Origin of the sequence: Ramlibacter lithotrophicus (genome assembly GCF_012184415.1) — a bacterium.
In the GTDB taxonomy this organism is placed as follows: domain Bacteria; phylum Pseudomonadota; class Gammaproteobacteria; order Burkholderiales; family Burkholderiaceae_C; genus Ramlibacter; species Ramlibacter lithotrophicus.
Genome location: NZ_VTOX01000010.1, coordinates 64,539 through 79,927, shown reverse-complemented (window position 1 = coordinate 79,927; position 15,389 = coordinate 64,539). Strand labels below are relative to the sequence as shown.

16 protein-coding genes and 1 tRNA gene are annotated in these 15,389 nt (G+C 69.7%); 11 read left to right on the top strand and 6 right to left on the bottom strand.

What is annotated here, in order from left to right; translation table 11 throughout:
• Window positions 1–117: 117 nt before the first annotated feature.
• The 10 genes from RAMLITH_RS21425 to RAMLITH_RS21380 are packed head-to-tail and all read left to right on the top strand — an operon-like array spanning window position 118 to window position 7,402.
• The gene (locus RAMLITH_RS21425) at window positions 118–591 is read left to right on the top strand and encodes a Na+/H+ antiporter subunit E (RefSeq protein ID WP_168109482.1); all 474 of its coding nucleotides are present in this window, start codon (window positions 118–120) and stop codon (window positions 589–591) included.
• Window positions 588–866: an MrpF/PhaF family protein gene (locus RAMLITH_RS21420; protein WP_202883313.1), complete on the top strand. Its 279-nt coding sequence runs from the start codon at window positions 588–590 to the stop codon at window positions 864–866. The genes RAMLITH_RS21425 and RAMLITH_RS21420 overlap by 4 nt, the downstream gene beginning before the upstream one ends.
• Window positions 863–1,186: a monovalent cation/H(+) antiporter subunit G gene (mnhG, locus tag RAMLITH_RS21415; protein WP_168109481.1), complete on the top strand. Its 324-nt coding sequence runs from the start codon at window positions 863–865 to the stop codon at window positions 1,184–1,186. Before RAMLITH_RS21420 ends, mnhG begins: the two co-directional genes overlap by 4 nt.
• Window positions 1,171–1,725 (top strand): DUF4040 domain-containing protein, encoded by a 555-nt coding sequence (locus tag RAMLITH_RS21410; protein ID WP_168109631.1) that lies wholly within the window; start codon window positions 1,171–1,173, stop codon window positions 1,723–1,725. The genes mnhG and RAMLITH_RS21410 overlap by 16 nt, the downstream gene beginning before the upstream one ends.
• On the top strand, window positions 1,722–2,153 hold the full coding sequence (locus RAMLITH_RS21405) for a Na(+)/H(+) antiporter subunit B (RefSeq protein ID WP_168109480.1): 432 nt from the start codon (window positions 1,722–1,724) through the stop codon (window positions 2,151–2,153). Before RAMLITH_RS21410 ends, RAMLITH_RS21405 begins: the two co-directional genes overlap by 4 nt.
• On the top strand, window positions 2,150–2,518 hold the full coding sequence (locus tag RAMLITH_RS21400) for a cation:proton antiporter subunit C (RefSeq protein ID WP_202883311.1): 369 nt from the start codon (window positions 2,150–2,152) through the stop codon (window positions 2,516–2,518). The genes RAMLITH_RS21405 and RAMLITH_RS21400 overlap by 4 nt, the downstream gene beginning before the upstream one ends.
• Window positions 2,515–4,002, top strand: a complete 1,488-nt coding sequence (locus RAMLITH_RS21395; protein WP_168109479.1) for a proton-conducting transporter transmembrane domain-containing protein — start codon at window positions 2,515–2,517, stop codon at window positions 4,000–4,002. The genes RAMLITH_RS21400 and RAMLITH_RS21395 overlap by 4 nt, the downstream gene beginning before the upstream one ends.
• Window positions 3,999–5,459, top strand: a complete 1,461-nt coding sequence (locus RAMLITH_RS21390; RefSeq protein WP_168109478.1) for a monovalent cation/H+ antiporter subunit D family protein — start codon at window positions 3,999–4,001, stop codon at window positions 5,457–5,459. The genes RAMLITH_RS21395 and RAMLITH_RS21390 overlap by 4 nt, the downstream gene beginning before the upstream one ends.
• Window positions 5,460–5,463: 4 nt before the next feature.
• Window positions 5,464–5,718, top strand: coding sequence for a hypothetical protein (locus RAMLITH_RS21385; RefSeq protein WP_168109477.1), 255 nt, complete (start codon window positions 5,464–5,466; stop codon window positions 5,716–5,718).
• Complete coding sequence (locus RAMLITH_RS21380; RefSeq protein ID WP_168109476.1) at window positions 5,705–7,402, top strand: Na(+)/H(+) antiporter subunit D; 1,698 nt, start codon at window positions 5,705–5,707, stop codon at window positions 7,400–7,402. Before RAMLITH_RS21385 ends, RAMLITH_RS21380 begins: the two co-directional genes overlap by 14 nt.
• Here the strand turns inward: RAMLITH_RS21380 and RAMLITH_RS21375 are convergent.
• On the bottom strand, window positions 7,399–10,089 hold the full coding sequence (locus RAMLITH_RS21375; RefSeq protein ID WP_168109475.1) for a cation-translocating P-type ATPase: 2,691 nt from the start codon (window positions 10,087–10,089) through the stop codon (window positions 7,399–7,401). The genes RAMLITH_RS21380 and RAMLITH_RS21375 overlap by 4 nt on opposite strands.
• A 67-nt stretch (window positions 10,090–10,156) precedes the next feature.
• Window positions 10,157–11,086 (bottom strand): dihydrodipicolinate synthase family protein, encoded by a 930-nt coding sequence (locus RAMLITH_RS21370; RefSeq protein ID WP_168109474.1) that lies wholly within the window; start codon window positions 11,084–11,086, stop codon window positions 10,157–10,159.
• Between the two features lie 158 nt (window positions 11,087–11,244).
• Between RAMLITH_RS21370 and RAMLITH_RS21365 the strand changes: the two genes are divergently transcribed.
• Window positions 11,245–11,321, top strand: a tRNA-Arg gene (locus RAMLITH_RS21365).
• Window positions 11,322–11,408: 87 nt separating this feature from the next.
• On the opposite strand, the gene RAMLITH_RS21360 is transcribed toward RAMLITH_RS21365, so the two are convergent.
• From RAMLITH_RS21360 to RAMLITH_RS21345, 4 genes are read right to left on the bottom strand one after another with little or no spacing between them, the layout of a single operon-like run.
• Window positions 11,409–11,654 (bottom strand): MoaD/ThiS family protein, encoded by a 246-nt coding sequence (locus RAMLITH_RS21360; RefSeq protein ID WP_202883310.1) that lies wholly within the window; start codon window positions 11,652–11,654, stop codon window positions 11,409–11,411.
• Between the two features lie 3 nt (window positions 11,655–11,657).
• Window positions 11,658–13,958, bottom strand: coding sequence for a xanthine dehydrogenase family protein molybdopterin-binding subunit (locus RAMLITH_RS21355; protein WP_168109473.1), 2,301 nt, complete (start codon window positions 13,956–13,958; stop codon window positions 11,658–11,660).
• Window positions 13,955–14,434: a (2Fe-2S)-binding protein gene (locus tag RAMLITH_RS21350; RefSeq protein ID WP_168109472.1), complete on the bottom strand. Its 480-nt coding sequence runs from the start codon at window positions 14,432–14,434 to the stop codon at window positions 13,955–13,957. Before RAMLITH_RS21350 ends, RAMLITH_RS21355 begins: the two co-directional genes overlap by 4 nt.
• Window positions 14,431–15,297 carry an FAD binding domain-containing protein gene (locus tag RAMLITH_RS21345; protein WP_168109471.1) on the bottom strand — a complete coding sequence of 289 codons (867 nt, stop codon included), beginning with the start codon at window positions 15,295–15,297 and terminating at the stop codon, window positions 14,431–14,433. The genes RAMLITH_RS21350 and RAMLITH_RS21345 overlap by 4 nt, the downstream gene beginning before the upstream one ends.
• Window positions 15,298–15,389 lie beyond the last annotated feature (92 nt).

The following is a 15,389-nucleotide window of genomic DNA, read 5'->3' as shown; positions in this document are numbered from 1 at the left end:
CGCAATCCCTGACGATACAATGCCCGAGGCTTGCATGAGCGCACGCTGCCGTGCGCTGCCACGAGTCGTTCACCAACGAGCCGGCCGCCTGCGCCGGCGTACAACCGAGGAGGATCCGTGCTGCGGGGAGTCGTCGCGTTCTGCGCCTTGTTCGCCTTCTGGCTGCTGCTCTCCGGCTACTACACCGGCTTCCTGGTCACCGCCGGCTTCGGGTCGGCGGCGGTGGTCCTGCTGGCCGCGCGGCGGATGGAGGTGGTCGACGGCGAAGGCATGCCGATGCAGCTGTGGCGCGTGCTGTTCTTCTATTGGCCGTGGCTCTCCTGGGAAATCGTCAAGTCCGCCTGGGCCGTCTCGAAGATCATCGTCGATCCGCGCCTGCCGATCAGCCCGACGCTGGTCCGGTTCCGCCCGCTGCAGCGCACGCCCGTCGGACTGGTCACGCACGCGAACTCGATCACCCTGACGCCCGGCACCATCGCCATCGATTGCAAGGACGATGAATTCCTGGTGCACGGGCTGACCCGCGGCTCGGCCGAAGGCTGCATCGACAGCGAGATGGACAGGCGCGTGCGCGCCATGGAGGGCGCATGATGTTCGCCGCCGCGGCGCTGGCCCTCCTGGTGACGCTCGCCCTCGTGATGGTGCGCGCGTTCCTCGGCCCAACGGTGTTCGACCGGGTGCAGGCGGCCAACAGCGCCGGCTCCGTCGCCATGCTGCTGCTGGCGGTGCTCGGTTTCCTGACGGGCCGGCCCGAGTTCCTTGACCTCGCCATCACCTACGGGCTGCTGAACACGGTGGGCACGATCGCCGTCCTCAAGTTCTTCCGCCAGGGGGACCTCGGCGATCCCGGGGAGACCAGGCCATGAGCGCCGTCGCCGACGCCATCAGCTGGGCCTGCATCGTCGCCGGCGGGCTGTTCTGCATCATCGGGGGCGTGGGCCTGGTGCGGATGCCGAGCTTCTTCACGCGCATGCATGCGGCCAGCCTGATCGACACGCTCGGTGCCGGCCTCATCCTGCTGGGCCTGGTGATCCAGGCCGGCTTCACGCTGGTCGCGGTCAAGCTCGCGATGATCGGCGTGCTGCTGCTGTTCGCGTCGCCCACGGCCACGCACGCGCTGGCGAAGGCCGCACTGGCCCGCGGCGTGGACCCGCTCGACACGGGAGGCGAATCATCGAAGCGCTGACGATCAACATCCTGCTGACGCTGATGGCGGTGCTGGTGGTGGCGATCGCCGCCCGCCGCAACCTGTTCTCGGTCGTGATGTTCACGAGCATCTACAGTTTTCTGATGGCCACGGTGCTGGTCGCCCTGGACGCCGTGGACGTGGCGATGACCGAAGCCTCGGTCGGCGCCGGCATCTCCACCGTGCTGCTGCTCGGCGCGCTCTATCTGACCCGCGGCGAGGAGGCCAAGCCGATCCACGCACCATGGCTGCCGCTGCTGCTGTCGATCTCGGTCGGCGCGGCGTTGGTCTATGGCTCGCTGGGGCTGCCGGCCTTCTCCGATCCGCAGGCGCCGATCCACGTTCACGTGGTGCCGCGCTACCTGCTGGACTCGCTGAAGGAGACCGGCGTGCCCAACGTCGTCACTTCCGTGCTGGCCAGTTATCGCGGCTACGACACGCTGGGCGAGACCACCGTGGTGTTCACGGCCGGCGCCGGCGTCATCGCGCTGCTGCGCCGCCGGCGGCGGCGCGCGGCCGGCAAGGAGACGCTGCCGTGAGGAGCGACCTGATCCTGCGGGTGGTCGCCAAGCTGCTGATCCCCTTCATGCTGCTCTTCGCCCTGTACGTGCAGTTCCACGGCGAGCTGGGCCCCGGCGGCGGCTTCCAGGCCGGCGTCATCATCGCCGCCGCCGTGATCTTCTACGGGCTGATCTTCGGCCTGCCCGCCACCCGCAAGATGGTGCCGGACGCGCTGGTGGAGACCATGGTGGCCGCCGGCGTCCTGATCTACGCCGGCGTCGGCGTGGCGGGATTGCTCCTGGGCGGCAACTACCTCGATTACTTCGTGCTGTCCCACGATCCGGTGCACGGCCAGGAGCGCGGCATCTTCTGGATCGAGGTCGGCGTGGCCACCACGGTTTCGGCCGTGATGCTCAAGATCTTCTACATGTTCGCCGGCCGCGGCCTCGATCCCGACGACTCGTGAAATTCGCCAGCCATTACGCCTACGCCGTCACCATTTTCCTGATGGTGGCCGGGCTGTTCATCGTGATCGCCAGGGGCAACCTGGTGAAGAAGCTGATCGGGCTGGGGATCTTCCAGACCTCGGTCTACCTGCTGTACGTGGCGCCCGGCAAGCTGATCGGGGGCACGGCGCCGATCCTGGATCCGGCCTTCAAGGTGTACTCGAATCCGTTGCCCCATGTCCTGATCCTCACGGCGATCGTCGTGGGCGTGGCCACGCTGGCGCTGGGACTCGCGCTGGTGGTGCGCATCCGGGAGAGCTACGGCACCATCGAGGAAGACGAGATCCTCGCCGCCGACCTCGCTGCGGGAGGCCGGGAGGAGTGACGCTCGCGCAACATCTGCCGGTCCTGCAGGTGGTGGTGCCGCTGCTGGCGGGCCCCGCCATCGTGCTTGTTCGCCGCCACCGCATCGCCTGGGCCATCGCGACGCTGGTCAGCTGGCTGGCCTTGGCGATTGCCGTCGCCCTGGCTTGGCGGGTGATGGAAAGCGGCCCCATCAGCTATGCCATCGGCAACTGGCCGCCGCCCTGGGGCATCGAATACCGCATCGACGAACTCAATGCGTTCGTGCTGGTCCTGGTGTCGCTGATCGGCGCGGTCGCCATGCCGTACGCCAGGGTGAGCATCGCCGCCGAGTTGCCGCTGGAGCAGGAGTACCTGTTCTACGCCATGTACTGCCTGTGCCTGACGGGGCTGCTCGGCATGGCGGCGACCGGCGACGCTTTCAACCTGTTCGTCTTCATGGAGATCGCCTCGCTGTCCATGTACGTGCTGATCGCCCTTGGCCGCCGGCGCCAGGCACTGGCGGCCTCCTACCAGTACCTGATCATGGGCACGATTGGCGCGACGTTCTATGTCATCGGCGTCGGCCTGCTGTACCTCATGACCGGCACGCTGAACATGGCCGACATGACGACGCGGCTGGCGAGCGTCACGGATGTCCGTCCGGTCGTCGCCGCGCTGGCGTTCATCGTCACCGGCGTCGGCCTGAAGCTGGCGCTGTTCCCGCTGCACCAGTGGCTGCCCAACGCCTACACGTACGCGCCGTCGGTCGTGACGGCGTTCCTCGCGGCGACGGCCACCAAGGTCTCGATCTACGTGCTGATCCGGTTCAGCCTCGGCATCTTCGGCCAGTCGCCGATCATCGGGCAGGTCCATTTCCACGAACTGCTGCTGGTGCTGGCGATCGTCGCGATCGTGTCGATGTCGCTGGTGGCTCTGTTCCAGGACGACCTCAAGCGCCTGTTCGCCTATTCCAGCGTCGCGCAGGTCGGCTACATCATGCTGGGCGTGAGCCTGGCCAGCCAGTCGGGGCTCACGGCCGGGGTCTCGCACCTGTTCAACCACGGCATCACCAAGGGTGCGCTGTTCCTGCTGGTCGGCGCGCTGTCGCTGCGGGCCGGCAGCACCAGCCTGGAGCGGCTGGCCGGCATCGGCGCGCGGATGCCGTTCACGTCGCTGGGCATCGTGATCGCCGGCCTCAGCCTCATCGGCGTGCCGGGCACGGCTGGTTTCATCACCAAGTGGTACCTGATCCAGGCCTGCCTGGAGCGGGAGGCGTGGCTGCTCGCCGCGCTGGTCGTCGCGACCTCGCTGATCGCGCTGGGCTACGTGTGGCGCTTCGTCGAGGTCGCCTACCTCACGCCCCCGCACGACGACCTGCCGCGCGCCGGCGAGGCGCCGATGTCGATGCTGGTGGCGGCGTGGGTCCTGGTGGTGGCGTGCGTCTACTTCGGCCTGGACACCTCGTTCAACGCCGGTTTCGCGGCCGACGCGGTGGAGTCCCTCTTGCGGCAGGGAGCCAAATGACCGCCGAACTCGCCATCCTGGCCGCCCTGGCGATCCCGGCCGGCGCCGCGTTGCTGATCAGGCTGTGCGCGGGCGCTCCCAACCTGCGCGAGACGGTGACGCTGGCCGCCGCGACGGCGCTGTTCCTGGCCGTGCTGTCGCTGCTGCCGGCCGTCCTGGCCGGCGAGCGCCCCGGGGTGCGCTGGCTGGAGCCGGTCCCCGGCATTGCCATCGCCTTCGAGGTGGAGCCCCTGGGGATGCTCTTCGCGCTGGTGGCGTCGCTGCTGTGGATCGTCAGCTCGGTGTATTCGATCGGCTACATGCGGGCCAACGAGGAGCACCACCAGACCCGCTTCTACATCTGCTTCGCGCTGGCGCTGGCCAGCACGATCGGGATCGCGTTCTCGGCGAACCTGCTGACGCTGTTCCTGTTCTACGAGGCGCTGACGCTCGCCACCTATCCGCTGGTGACGCACCACGGCGACGAGGAGGCGCGCCGCGGCGGACGCACCTATCTCGGGATCCTGCTGCTGACCTCCACCGTGCTGCTGTTCCCGGCCATCGTGGGCACGTGGCTGGCCGCCGGCACGCTCGACTTCAGGCCGGGCGGCATCCTCGCCGGCAAGGTCTCGCCGGGCGTCGCGACGGCGCTGCTGGTGCTGTTCATGTTCGGCGTCGGCAAGGCCGCCCTGATGCCGTTCCATCGCTGGCTGCCCGCGGCGATGGTCGCCCCGACGCCGGTCTCGGCCCTGCTGCATGCGGTCGCCGTGGTCAAGGCGGGGGTCTTCTCGGTGGTCAAGATCGCCGTCTACGTGTTCGGACTCGATGCCTCCGGCGCGAATTTCGAATGGCTGGTCTACGTGGCCGGCTTCACGATCATCGCTGCGTCCATCGTCGCCTTGCGGGCCGACAACCTCAAACGCCGGCTCGCCTATTCCACGGTCAGCCAGTTGTCGTACGTGGTGCTCGGCGTGGCCGTGCTCGCGCCGATCTCGGTCGCCGGCGCGATGCTGCACATCGCCGCCCATGCCTTCAGCAAGATCACGCTGTTCTTTGCCGCCGGCTCGATCTACACCGCCGCGCACAAGACGCAGGTGAGCCAGCTCGACGGGATCGGGCGCCGCATGCCATGGACCATGGGGGCGTTCACCATCGGGGCCCTGTCCCTGATCGGAATCCCGCCGGGCGTGGGCCTGCTGTCGAAGTGGTACATGCTGCAGGGTTCGCTGGGCGTGCAGCAGTGGACCGCGGCCGCCGTGATGCTCGGCAGCACCTTGCTGAACGCCGCCTACTTCATGCCGATCGTCTATGCCGCCTTCTTCCGCCCCGCGGCGCCCGACGCGCACGGGCACGAACACGGGGACTCGCCGCTGCCCATGGTCGCCGCGCTGACCTTCACCGCGGCCGGCACCGTGGCCCTGTTTTTTTTCCCCGAGCTGCCGATGAAGCTCGCCACCGTTGCAGCCGGACTGCCCTGACGCCATGAAAGAAGCCGAAAAGACGCGATGGCTGGACGACAGCCGCAACGTGACCAAGGTGTACTGGTCGGTCTGGATCGTGTGCGGCCTGCTGCTGCTGGTCGAACCGCTGGTGCACAAGCACGGCGAGTTCGCCTTCGAGGAATGGTTCGGCTTCCACGGCTTCTTCGGCTTCATCGCCTGCGTGCTGCTGGTGCTGGCCGCCAAGGCCCTGCGGCTGTGGCTCAAGCGCCCCGAGGACTACTATGACCGGCCTTGAGCTTTCCCCGGCCTGGACGCTGGTGCTGGGCGCGGCCCTGGTGCCGCTGCTGCGCGGCGCCTGGCGCGGGACGTGGAACGTGCTGCTGCCGCTGGCGGGCATGGTGCAACTGTGGTTGCTCGCGCCCGGTGAGTACGGCCAGTTCGCCTTCGCGGGGCAGGAACTGCTGGTCCTGCGCGTCGACCGCTGGAGCACGCTGTTCGGTTTCGTGTTCCTGATCGCGGCGCTGCTCAACTCCATCTACGCGCTGCACGTGCGCGACGCGGTGCAGCCCACGGCGGGCCTCGCCTATGCCGGTGCGGCGCTGGGCGCGGTCTTCGCGGGTGACCTGCTGACGCTGTTCGTGTTCTGGGAGCTGACCGCGATCACGTCCGTGTTCCTGATCTGGGCGCGGCCGGGCGAGCGCTCGTACCGCGCCGGGCTGCGCTACCTGATCGTGCAGCTGGCGTCGGGGATGCTGCTGCTGCTGGGCGCCCTGCAGCAGCTCAATGCCACGGGCAGCCTGCGCTTCGAACACATCGGCCTCGAGGGCCCCGGCGGCTGGCTCATCTTCCTGGGCTTCGGCATCAAGTGCGCCTTCCCGCTGCTGCACAACTGGCTGCAGGATGCCTATCCGGAGGCGACGGAGAGCGGCACCGTGATGCTCTCGGCCTTCACCACCAAGCTGGCCGTGTACGCACTGGCACGCGGCTTCGCCGGCCAGCCCGAGCTGATCTGGATCGGGGCGGCCATGACGGCGTTCCCGATCTTCTACGCCGTGATCGAGAACGACCTGCGGCGCGTGCTCGCCTACAGCCTGAACAACCAGCTCGGGTTCATGGTGGTAGGCATCGGCGTCGGCACCGAGCTCGCCTTGAACGGCACGGCGGCGCACGCATTCACCCACATCATCTACAAGGGCCTGCTGTTCATGTCGATGGGGGCCGTGCTGCTGCGCACGGGCACGATCAAGGGCAGCGAACTCGGGGGGCTGTACAAGTCCATGCCCTGGACCACGAGCTTCTGCATCGTCGGCGCCGCCTCGATTTCCGCATTCCCGCTGTTCAGCGGCTTCGTCAGCAAGTCGATGATCCTCTCGGCCGCCGCGGGCGAGGGGCATCTGGTCACCTTCCTGGTGCTGCTGTTCGCCTCCGCCGGCGTGTTCCACCATTCGGGCATCAAGATTCCCTACTTCGCGTTCTTCGGCCACGACTCGGGCAAGCGCTGCGCCGAGGCGCCGTGGAACATGCTGGTGGCCATGGCGCTTGCCGCGGCGCTGTGCATAGGCGTCGGCGTGTTCCCGCAGCCGCTGTACGCGATGCTGCCGTTCCAGGTCGACTACGCGCCGTACACGGCCAGTCACGTGCTGGCGCAGCTGCAGCTGCTGATGTTCTCGGCGCTCGCCTTCTCGGTGCTGATGCGCACCGGCATCTATCCGCCGGAACTGCGCTCCGTGAATCTCGATTTTGACTGGAGCTATCGCAGGCTGGCACCTGCCGTAATGTGCGGCGCTTCCGCAGCCATCTCGGCCGGCCAGAGCCTGCTGGCCCGCGGGTGGTCACGGCTGGTGCAGGCCGTCTTCGCGACGGTGCGCCGGCTGCACCAGCCCGGCGGACTGCTGGCGCGCACTTGGCCGTCCGGGACGTCCGCGCTGTGGATGATGGTGCTGCTGCTGGGCCTGCTGCTGAGCGGCTATCTGGCCTAGGGTTCCGGGTCCGCGCCGGCGATCCGGCGCAGCGCCCGCCGCCGCCACGCCTTCTCCATCTCCACCGCGATCCACACCACGGCCGCCGCCGTTATGCACAACGCCAGTTCTGCCGCCGTGAGCGGCGCCGTCTTGAAGACGGGGTTGAGCACCGGCACGTAGATGGTCGCCAGCTGCAGGCCGAAGGTCAGCAGCACAGCGCCGAGCAGCGGCATGTTCGAGCGCAGGCCCTGCCGCCACAGCGCCTCGGTCTCCGAGCGGATCGCGAGCACGTGCGCCATCTGTCCGAACGTGAGCACCGTGAACACCATGGTCTGCCAGTGCGCATGGCCCGTCGACAGGGCCCACGCCTGCACGGCGATGCACAGTCCCGCCAGCAGCAGTCCCACGGCGACGATGTGCTGCCACATGCCGGCGGCGAACAGGCTTTCGCCCGGCGGCCGCGGCGGGCGCTGCATGACGCCGCGTTCGGCCGGCTCGGCGGCCAGCGCCAGGCCGGGCAGGCCGTCGGTGACCAGGTTCACCCACAGGATGTGGATCGGCAGCAGGGGGATCGGCAGGCCCAGCAGCGGCGCCAGGAAGATGACCCAGATCTCGCCGGAGTTGCCGGTCATGGCGTAGCGCACGAACTTGCGGATGTTGTCGTAGATGCGCCGGCCTTCGCGCACGGCGGCGACGATGGTGGCGAAGTTGTCGTCCAGCAGCACCAGGCTGGAGGCCTCGCGGGCGACGTCGGTGCCGCCCCGGCCCATCGCCACGCCGATGTCGGCCCGCTTGAGCGCCGGCGCATCGTTGACGCCATCGCCCGTCATCGCGACGAACTCGCCGTGCGCCTGCAGGGCCTGCACGATCCGGATCTTCTGCGCCGGATCGACCCGTGCATAGACGTGCACGTGCCGCACCCGCTCCATCAGCGCCTCGTCGTCCAGCGAAGCCAGATCGGCCCCCGTGATGACCGGGGCCTGCGCGTCGGCGACCAGGCCCAGGCGCAGCGCGATCGCACGGGCGGTGGCCGGATGGTCGCCGGTGATCATGACGGGCGTGATGCCGGCCGCCATGCACTCGCGCACGGCGGCGGCGGCTTCGGCGCGCGGCGGATCGATGAGGCCCACCAAGCCGATCAACGCGAGGTTTTTCTCGAGCGCTTCCACGCCCGCGCTTACCGCGGGGAGGCGTTCGTGGACCCGCTGCGCCAGCGCCAGCACTCGCAGGCCGCGCGCCGCCATCGCCTCGGCCCGAGCCAGCCACACCTGCCGGGGCGCGCCGTCCGGCCCCGGATCGGCGCACAGCGGGATCACCGTTTCCGGCGCGCCCTTGGTATACGCCACATGACCGCCGGCTATGCGATGCACCGTGGTCATGCGCTTGCGTTCCGCATCGAACGGCAGCTCGAACACGCGTGGGCACTGTCGGTCGCAGGCCGCCTTCGAATGGCCCGCCGCTTCGGCGAGCGCGAGCAAGGCAGTCTCGGTCGGATCCCCCCGCCAGGCGCCGCCGGCCGCCGGCGCCGCGTCGTTGCACAGGGCCAGCGCGCGCAGCAGCCCCGCCTCGGATGGCGGAAGGGGCCGGGCGCCGGGTGACCACTCGCTGCCGTCGCCGAGCACCAGGGTGTCCACCTGCATCCGGTTCTCGGTGAGCGTGCCGGTCTTGTCGGAGCAGATCGTGGTGACCGAGCCCAGCGTTTCCACCGACGGCAGCCGCCGCACCAGCGCATTGACCGCGACCATGCGCCGCGCGCCCAGCGCCAGCAGCACCGTGACGACCGCCGGCAGCGCCTCCGGGATCGCGGCGACGGCCAGGCTCACCGCGGTGAGCACCATCAGCATCGGCGACTCGCCGCGCAGTACGCCGGCTACGAAGATGATGGCGCAGATCCCCAGCACGGCCAGTGCGAGGCGCCGTCCGAACGCGGCAAGCCGCTTCTGCAGCGGCGTGCCGAGATCGGGGCCCTGCTCCAGGAGTCCTGCCACCTTGCCCAGCTCCGAGCCCATCCCGGTGGCGACGACCAGCCCCCGGCCGCGGCCGTGGGTGACCGTCGTCCCCTTGAACGCCATGTTCAGGCGGTCGCCCAGCGAATGCAGCGCGCCGGTGAGCACCCCGGCGTGCTTGCCGACGGTCACCGATTCGCCGGTGAGGGCCGATTCGTCCACCTTCAGTTGCGCGATCTCGATCAGCCTGAGGTCGGCCGGCACCTGGTTGCCGGCTTCCACCAGCACGATGTCGCCGGGCACCAGTTCGCGCGCGGGCACTTGCCGCACCTGCCCGCCGCGCACCACGGTGGCCTGCGCGGCCGCGAGCCGCCGCAGCGCCGCCACGGCCCGGTCGGCACGCCAGGCCTGCACCGCGCCGACGGCGGCGTTGAGCACGACGATCACGAGAATGACGACGGTGTCCACCACGTCGCCGATGAGGCCGGAGATGACGGCGGCGGCGATCAGCACCACGATCATGAAATCGCGGAACTGGTCGAGGACCAGCGAGAGGACGCCGCGGCCGGTGGACTGCGCCAGTTCGTTGGGGCCGTGCCGGGCGGCCCGCTCGCTCACCTGGGCATCGCGCAGGCCCACGGCCGGGTCGACCCCGTGTTCGCGCGCCAGGTCGTGCGCATCACGCAGGTGCCAGTCGGGCGCCGGCGCAGCCGGGCCTACGGCAACAGCCGCCGTCGCGGTCGAGGGGCTCCCTGGCATGCCTTCATTTCAGGCGGCGGGGGGCGGCCGCGTGTTGATGCGGGTCAACGCCGCCTCCCCTGGGCGCTTACCGCCCCCAGCGCAGCACCATCGCATCGCGCTCGCGAGCCAGCTCGATCAGCCCGGCGCGGGTGGCCGGGTGCAGCGCCTGCAGCGGCTGGCGCACCGCTTCGCTCGCGATCAAGCCGCCCTCGCGCATCAGCGCCTTGGCCGCGATGAGGCCGCACTGGCGGTTCTCGTAGTTGATCAGCGGCAGCCAGCGCTCGTAGGCCGCCGCGGCGTCGGCACGGCGGCCGGCGAACCAGGCATCGGTGATCTGGCGGATGCCATCGGGATAGCCGCCGCCAGTCATCGCGCCGGTGGCGCCGGCCTCGAGGTCAGGCATCAGCGTGATCGCTTCCTCGCCATCCCAAGGACCTTCGATGGCGTTGCCGCCTTCGGCGATCAGCGCGCGCAGCTTGGCGGCGACGCCGGCGGTCTCGATCTTGAAGTAGCGGATGTTGGGGATCTCGCGGGCCATCCGCGCGAGAAAGGACGCCGACAGCGGCGTGCCGGCCACCGGCGCGTCCTGGATCATCACGGGGATCGTGAGCGCATCGGACACGGTGCGGAAGAACTCGTGGATCGCCGGCTCGCCGGCGCGGACCGTCGCGCCGTGGTACGGCGGCATGACCATCACCATCGCGGCGCCGGCGTCCTGGGCCGCGCGCGACCGCTGCGCGCACACGCGGCTGCTGAAATGGGTAGTCGTGACGATCACGGGAACGCGCCCGGCGACGTGCTCCAGGATCGCGTTCATCAGCAGCACCCGCTCGTCGTCGGACAGCGAGAACTGCTCGGAGAAGTTGGCCAGGATGCACAGGCCGTGCGAGCCGGCTTCGATCATGAAGTCGACGGCGCGCAACTGGCCCGGCAGGTCGATCGCGCCGGCATCGTCGAAGATGGTCGGGACGACGGGAAACACGCCGCGGTAGGGGCGCGGGTGGCGGTCGGTCATGGAGGCTCCTGCGGTGTTGGTGCGGGCACGGCGCCGGCACGACGCGGCAATTATCGGGGCGTGCGGCAGTGCGCCGGCCATGGTCGCGCTGGCGCAGCCGCAGAAAAATCCAACCTCGCGGCGGACGCCCCCAGACCGCTGCTATAATCGACGGCTCAGCGGCTGTAGCTCAGTTGGATAGAGTACTTGGCTACGAACCAAGGGGTCGTGGGTTCGAATCCTGCCAGCCGCGCCAATAAAATCAACGGGTTACGTGCGAAAGCATGTAGCCCGTTGTGCTTTGGGCCGCCCGGTTCATGAGCGGCGAAGATCCGCCTGCCGCTCAGCCGCCCGCGATGCGATCGATGAGGACCACTTCGCTGCCGTCGGCGATCGGCTGCAGCAAGGCGTCCTGGTAGATCACCCCGTCGATCGCGACCGCGACGCCGTGTTCCAGGTGATCTGCGAGTTCCGGATGGGTCGCGGCCAGCCGCTCCAGCAACTGCCGCACGTTGGCCGCGCAGACTTCGACCTGGGTCTCACCGCCCGTGTACGGCCTGAAGCTGCTGGAAAGCCGCACCCGTGCCACGGTTCACCTTGCCCGCCGGGTCGCCTGCACTTCGTCGAGTGCCTTCAACACCCGCGGCGGCGACATCGGCTGCTCGCACAGGCGCACCCCCACGGCGTTGCTGATCGCGTTGGCGATGGCCGCCATCGGCGCGATGATCGGCACCTCGCCGCATCCGCGCACGCCGTAAGGGTGGTTCGGATTGGGCACTTCGACGATCAAGGTGTCGATCCGGGGCAGGTCGGACGCGACCGGCACCCGGTAGTCGAGGAAACCGGGGTTCTGCAGCAGCCCGTCGGCGCCGTAGACGTACTCCTCGTTGAGGGCCCAGCCTATGCCTTGCGCGGCCCCGCCCTGCAACTGCCCTTCGACGTACGATGGGTGCACGGCCTTGCCCACGTCCTGCACGACGGTGTAGCGGACGACCCGCACCGCACCGGTCTCGCGATCGACCTCGACGTCGGCGATGTGCGTGCCGAAGCCCGGTCCGGCGCCTTGCGCATTGATTTCGGCGTGGCCGGCGATCGTGCCGCCGGTCTTTCCGGCCACCTTCGCGATCTCGGCCAACGACATCGGCTCGAACGGTGCCGACGCGTTCGCCGCCGGCACGGCGCGCCCCGCCCGCCAGTCGACGTCCTCGACCGGGACCTCGCGGATGCGCGCCACGCGCTGGCGCAGCTTTTCAATGGCATCCCGCGCCGCCACCGCGCAGGCGAGGCCGCCGGCAAACGTGCCGCGGCTGCCGGCGGTGACGAAGTTGAAGCCCAGCGCGGACGTGTCGGCCACCACGGCGCGCACCCGGTCGACCGGAATGCCGAGCTCTTCGGCGGCGATCATCGACAGCGACGCGCGGTGCCCGCCGGCCACGTCGATGGTCCCCAGCAGCAGCGCCACCGTGCCGTCCTCGTTGACGTTGAGTGCCACCGAGGTCTCGTTGCCGATGTTGAACCAGAAGCCGGTGGCCACGCCGCGGCCCTGGTTCGGTCCGAGCGGCGCGCTGTAGTGGGGGTGCGCCTTGGCCGCTTCGAGCGTCTCGACATAGCCGATCGGGCCCAGCGTGGGTCCGTAATAGGTCCGCGTGCCTTCGCGCGCCGCGTTTCGCAGCCGCAGTTCGATCGGGTCGATGTCCAGCCGCTGCGCCATCTCGTCGACGACGCTCTCCACCGCGAAGGCGGCGATCGGTGCGCCCGGCGCCCGGTACGCTGCCACCTTCGGCCGGTTGCTCGTCACGTCGTGCCCCACCACGTGCACGTTGGCCAGGTCGTATCGGGTGAAGGCGCACATCGTCGCCTGCGCGATGGGTGAGCCGCCGAAGGCCCCGGCCTGGAAATCGAGTTCGGCCTGCGCCGCCGTGATCCTGCCGTCCCTGGTGCAGCCGAGCTTGACCCTGACGTGCGCGCCCGAGGTCGGGCCGGTGGCACGGAAGACTTCCTCGCGCGTCATCACCATCTTCACGGGCCGGTGCGACTTGCGCGACAGCACGATCGCCAGCGGCTCGTTGTAGACGTTGTTCTTGCCGCCGAAGCCGCCGCCGATCTCGGTCGGGATAACGCGGATCTTCGACACGTCCATCTGCAGCACGATGGCGCACTGGCTGCGGAACGTGAACGCCCCCTGGGTGCTGGTCCACAGGTCCACCTGGCCATCCTCGGTGCAGCTGGCGATGCACGCCTGCGGTTCGATGTAGCCCTGGTGCACCGGCTTCGTCGTGAACTCGCGCTCGATCACCACGTCGGCCTGCGCGAAGCCGCCGGCCACGTCGCCGAGGGTGAACTCCATGCGCTTGGCGACGTTGGAAGGGCGCTCGGGCTTCGGCTTCACGCCCGCCGTGTACTGCTGCTCGTGCAGCAGCGGTGCGCCGGGCTGCATCGCCTCCACCACGTCGATCACGTGCGGGAGCGCTTCGTACTCGACGCGGATGAGCGCCAGCGCCTGCAGGGCGACGGCTTCGCTCACGGCCGCCACCGCCGCCACCGGATGGCCCTCGTAGAGCACCTTTTCGCGCGCCATCACCTGGCGCGTGACGTCGCGGTAATTGATCGTCAGCTCGCCGGACAGCGCGAACTGCTCCGGCAGGTCGGGGAAGTCGTCGCGCGTGACCACCGCCTTCACGCCCGGCAGCGCCAGCGCCCGAGACACGTCGATCGACACCAGCCGTGCGTGCGGATGCGGGCTGCGCAATACCTTGCCGATCAGCTGGTTGGGCAGGTTGTGGTCGGCGCCGAAGCGCGCCCGCCCGGTCACCTTGTCGTCGCCGTCGGGCCGCAGCGGCCGGGTGCCGACCACATTGAGCGGCTTCTTCGCGTACTTCGGCAGTCCGGTCATGATGCGCCCCGCAGCTCGCGGCCCGCGGCGAGGACGGCATCGACGATCTTCGTGTAGCCGGTGCAGCGGCACAGGTTGCCGGCCAGCCAGAGCCTGATCTCTTCCTCGGTCGGATCCGCGCTGCGCTCCAGCAGCGAGCGTGCCGCGACGAGGAGGCCCGGCGTGCAGATCCCGCATTGAAGCGCCGCGTGCTCGATGAACGCGCGCTGCAACGGGTGCAGCTGCGCGCCCTGCGCCATGCCTTCCACCGTCTCGATCGATTTGCCCTGCGCCTCGACGGCCAGCATCAGGCAGGAGCACACCAGCCGGCCGTCGACGACGACGCTGCACGCGCCGCAGTCGCCGGTGCCGCAGCCCTCCTTGGTGCCGGTCAGCGCCAACTCGTCACGCAGCACCTGCAGCAGGGTCTGGTCGGTGTCGCAGAGGAATTCCCTCCGGTCGCCGTTGACGGTGGCGACCACGTGATTCTTGGTCATCGGCAGGATCTCCTTGCGCGTTCCAGCGCTCGCTGCGCGGCCCGCCGCGCCAGCACGCCGGCGACGCGGATGCGGAATTCGCGGGTGCCGCGTTTGTCGTCGATCGGCCGGCAGGCGGCGCTCGCCGCCTCGGCCAGCCGTTGCAGCGCCGCGTCGTCCACCCTGGTCCCGACCAGGGCGGCGGCGGCCTCCGGCAGCAGCAGCGCGCGCTCGGCCACGGCGCCGAGGCTCACCCGCGCCTGGCGGCAGACACCGCCGTCATCGACGGTGAGGTTGACGCCGGCGCCGACCACGGCGATGTCCATTTCCGTGCGCGGCGTGAAGCGCAGGTAGGCATCGCCCGATCCGGGCGGCCGCGGCGGGAGCAGAAACGAAACCAGGACTTCGCCCGGCGCGAGGCAGGTGCGACCCGGGCCCGTGGCGATCTGCTCGACCGGCACGTCGCGGCGGCCGGCAAGGCCAGCCAGTGTGACGACGGCGCCGGCGGCGATCAGCGCCGGCACGCTGTCGGCCGCGGGGGAGGCGTTGCACAGGTTTCCGCCCAGGGTGGCGCGTCCCTTGACCTGGATCGAGCCGATCATGCGCACGCCGTCGATGATTCCCGGCCAGGCGGCCGCGAACGTTCCGTGTTCGATCAGTTCCATGCCCGTGACGGCGGCCCCGATGCGCCAGCCGCCGTCGCAGGGCTCCAGCGATCGCAGTTCGGGGATGCGCTTGATGTCGACCAGCAACGTCGGCGCGACGCGGCCGGCGCGCATGTGGACCAGCAGGTCGGTGCCGCCGGCCAGCACGCGCGCCGTGCCGCCCGCGCCGGCCAGCAGGTCCAGCGCGGCATCCAGCGTTTCAGGCGCTACGTAGCGCATCGGGATCTCCGTGTATCGGTCGGACTGCCATTGTGGTTCAGCCGGCCGACGCTGTCACGGGCGGGCCGATCAGCCCCGCACACGCCTGTGCC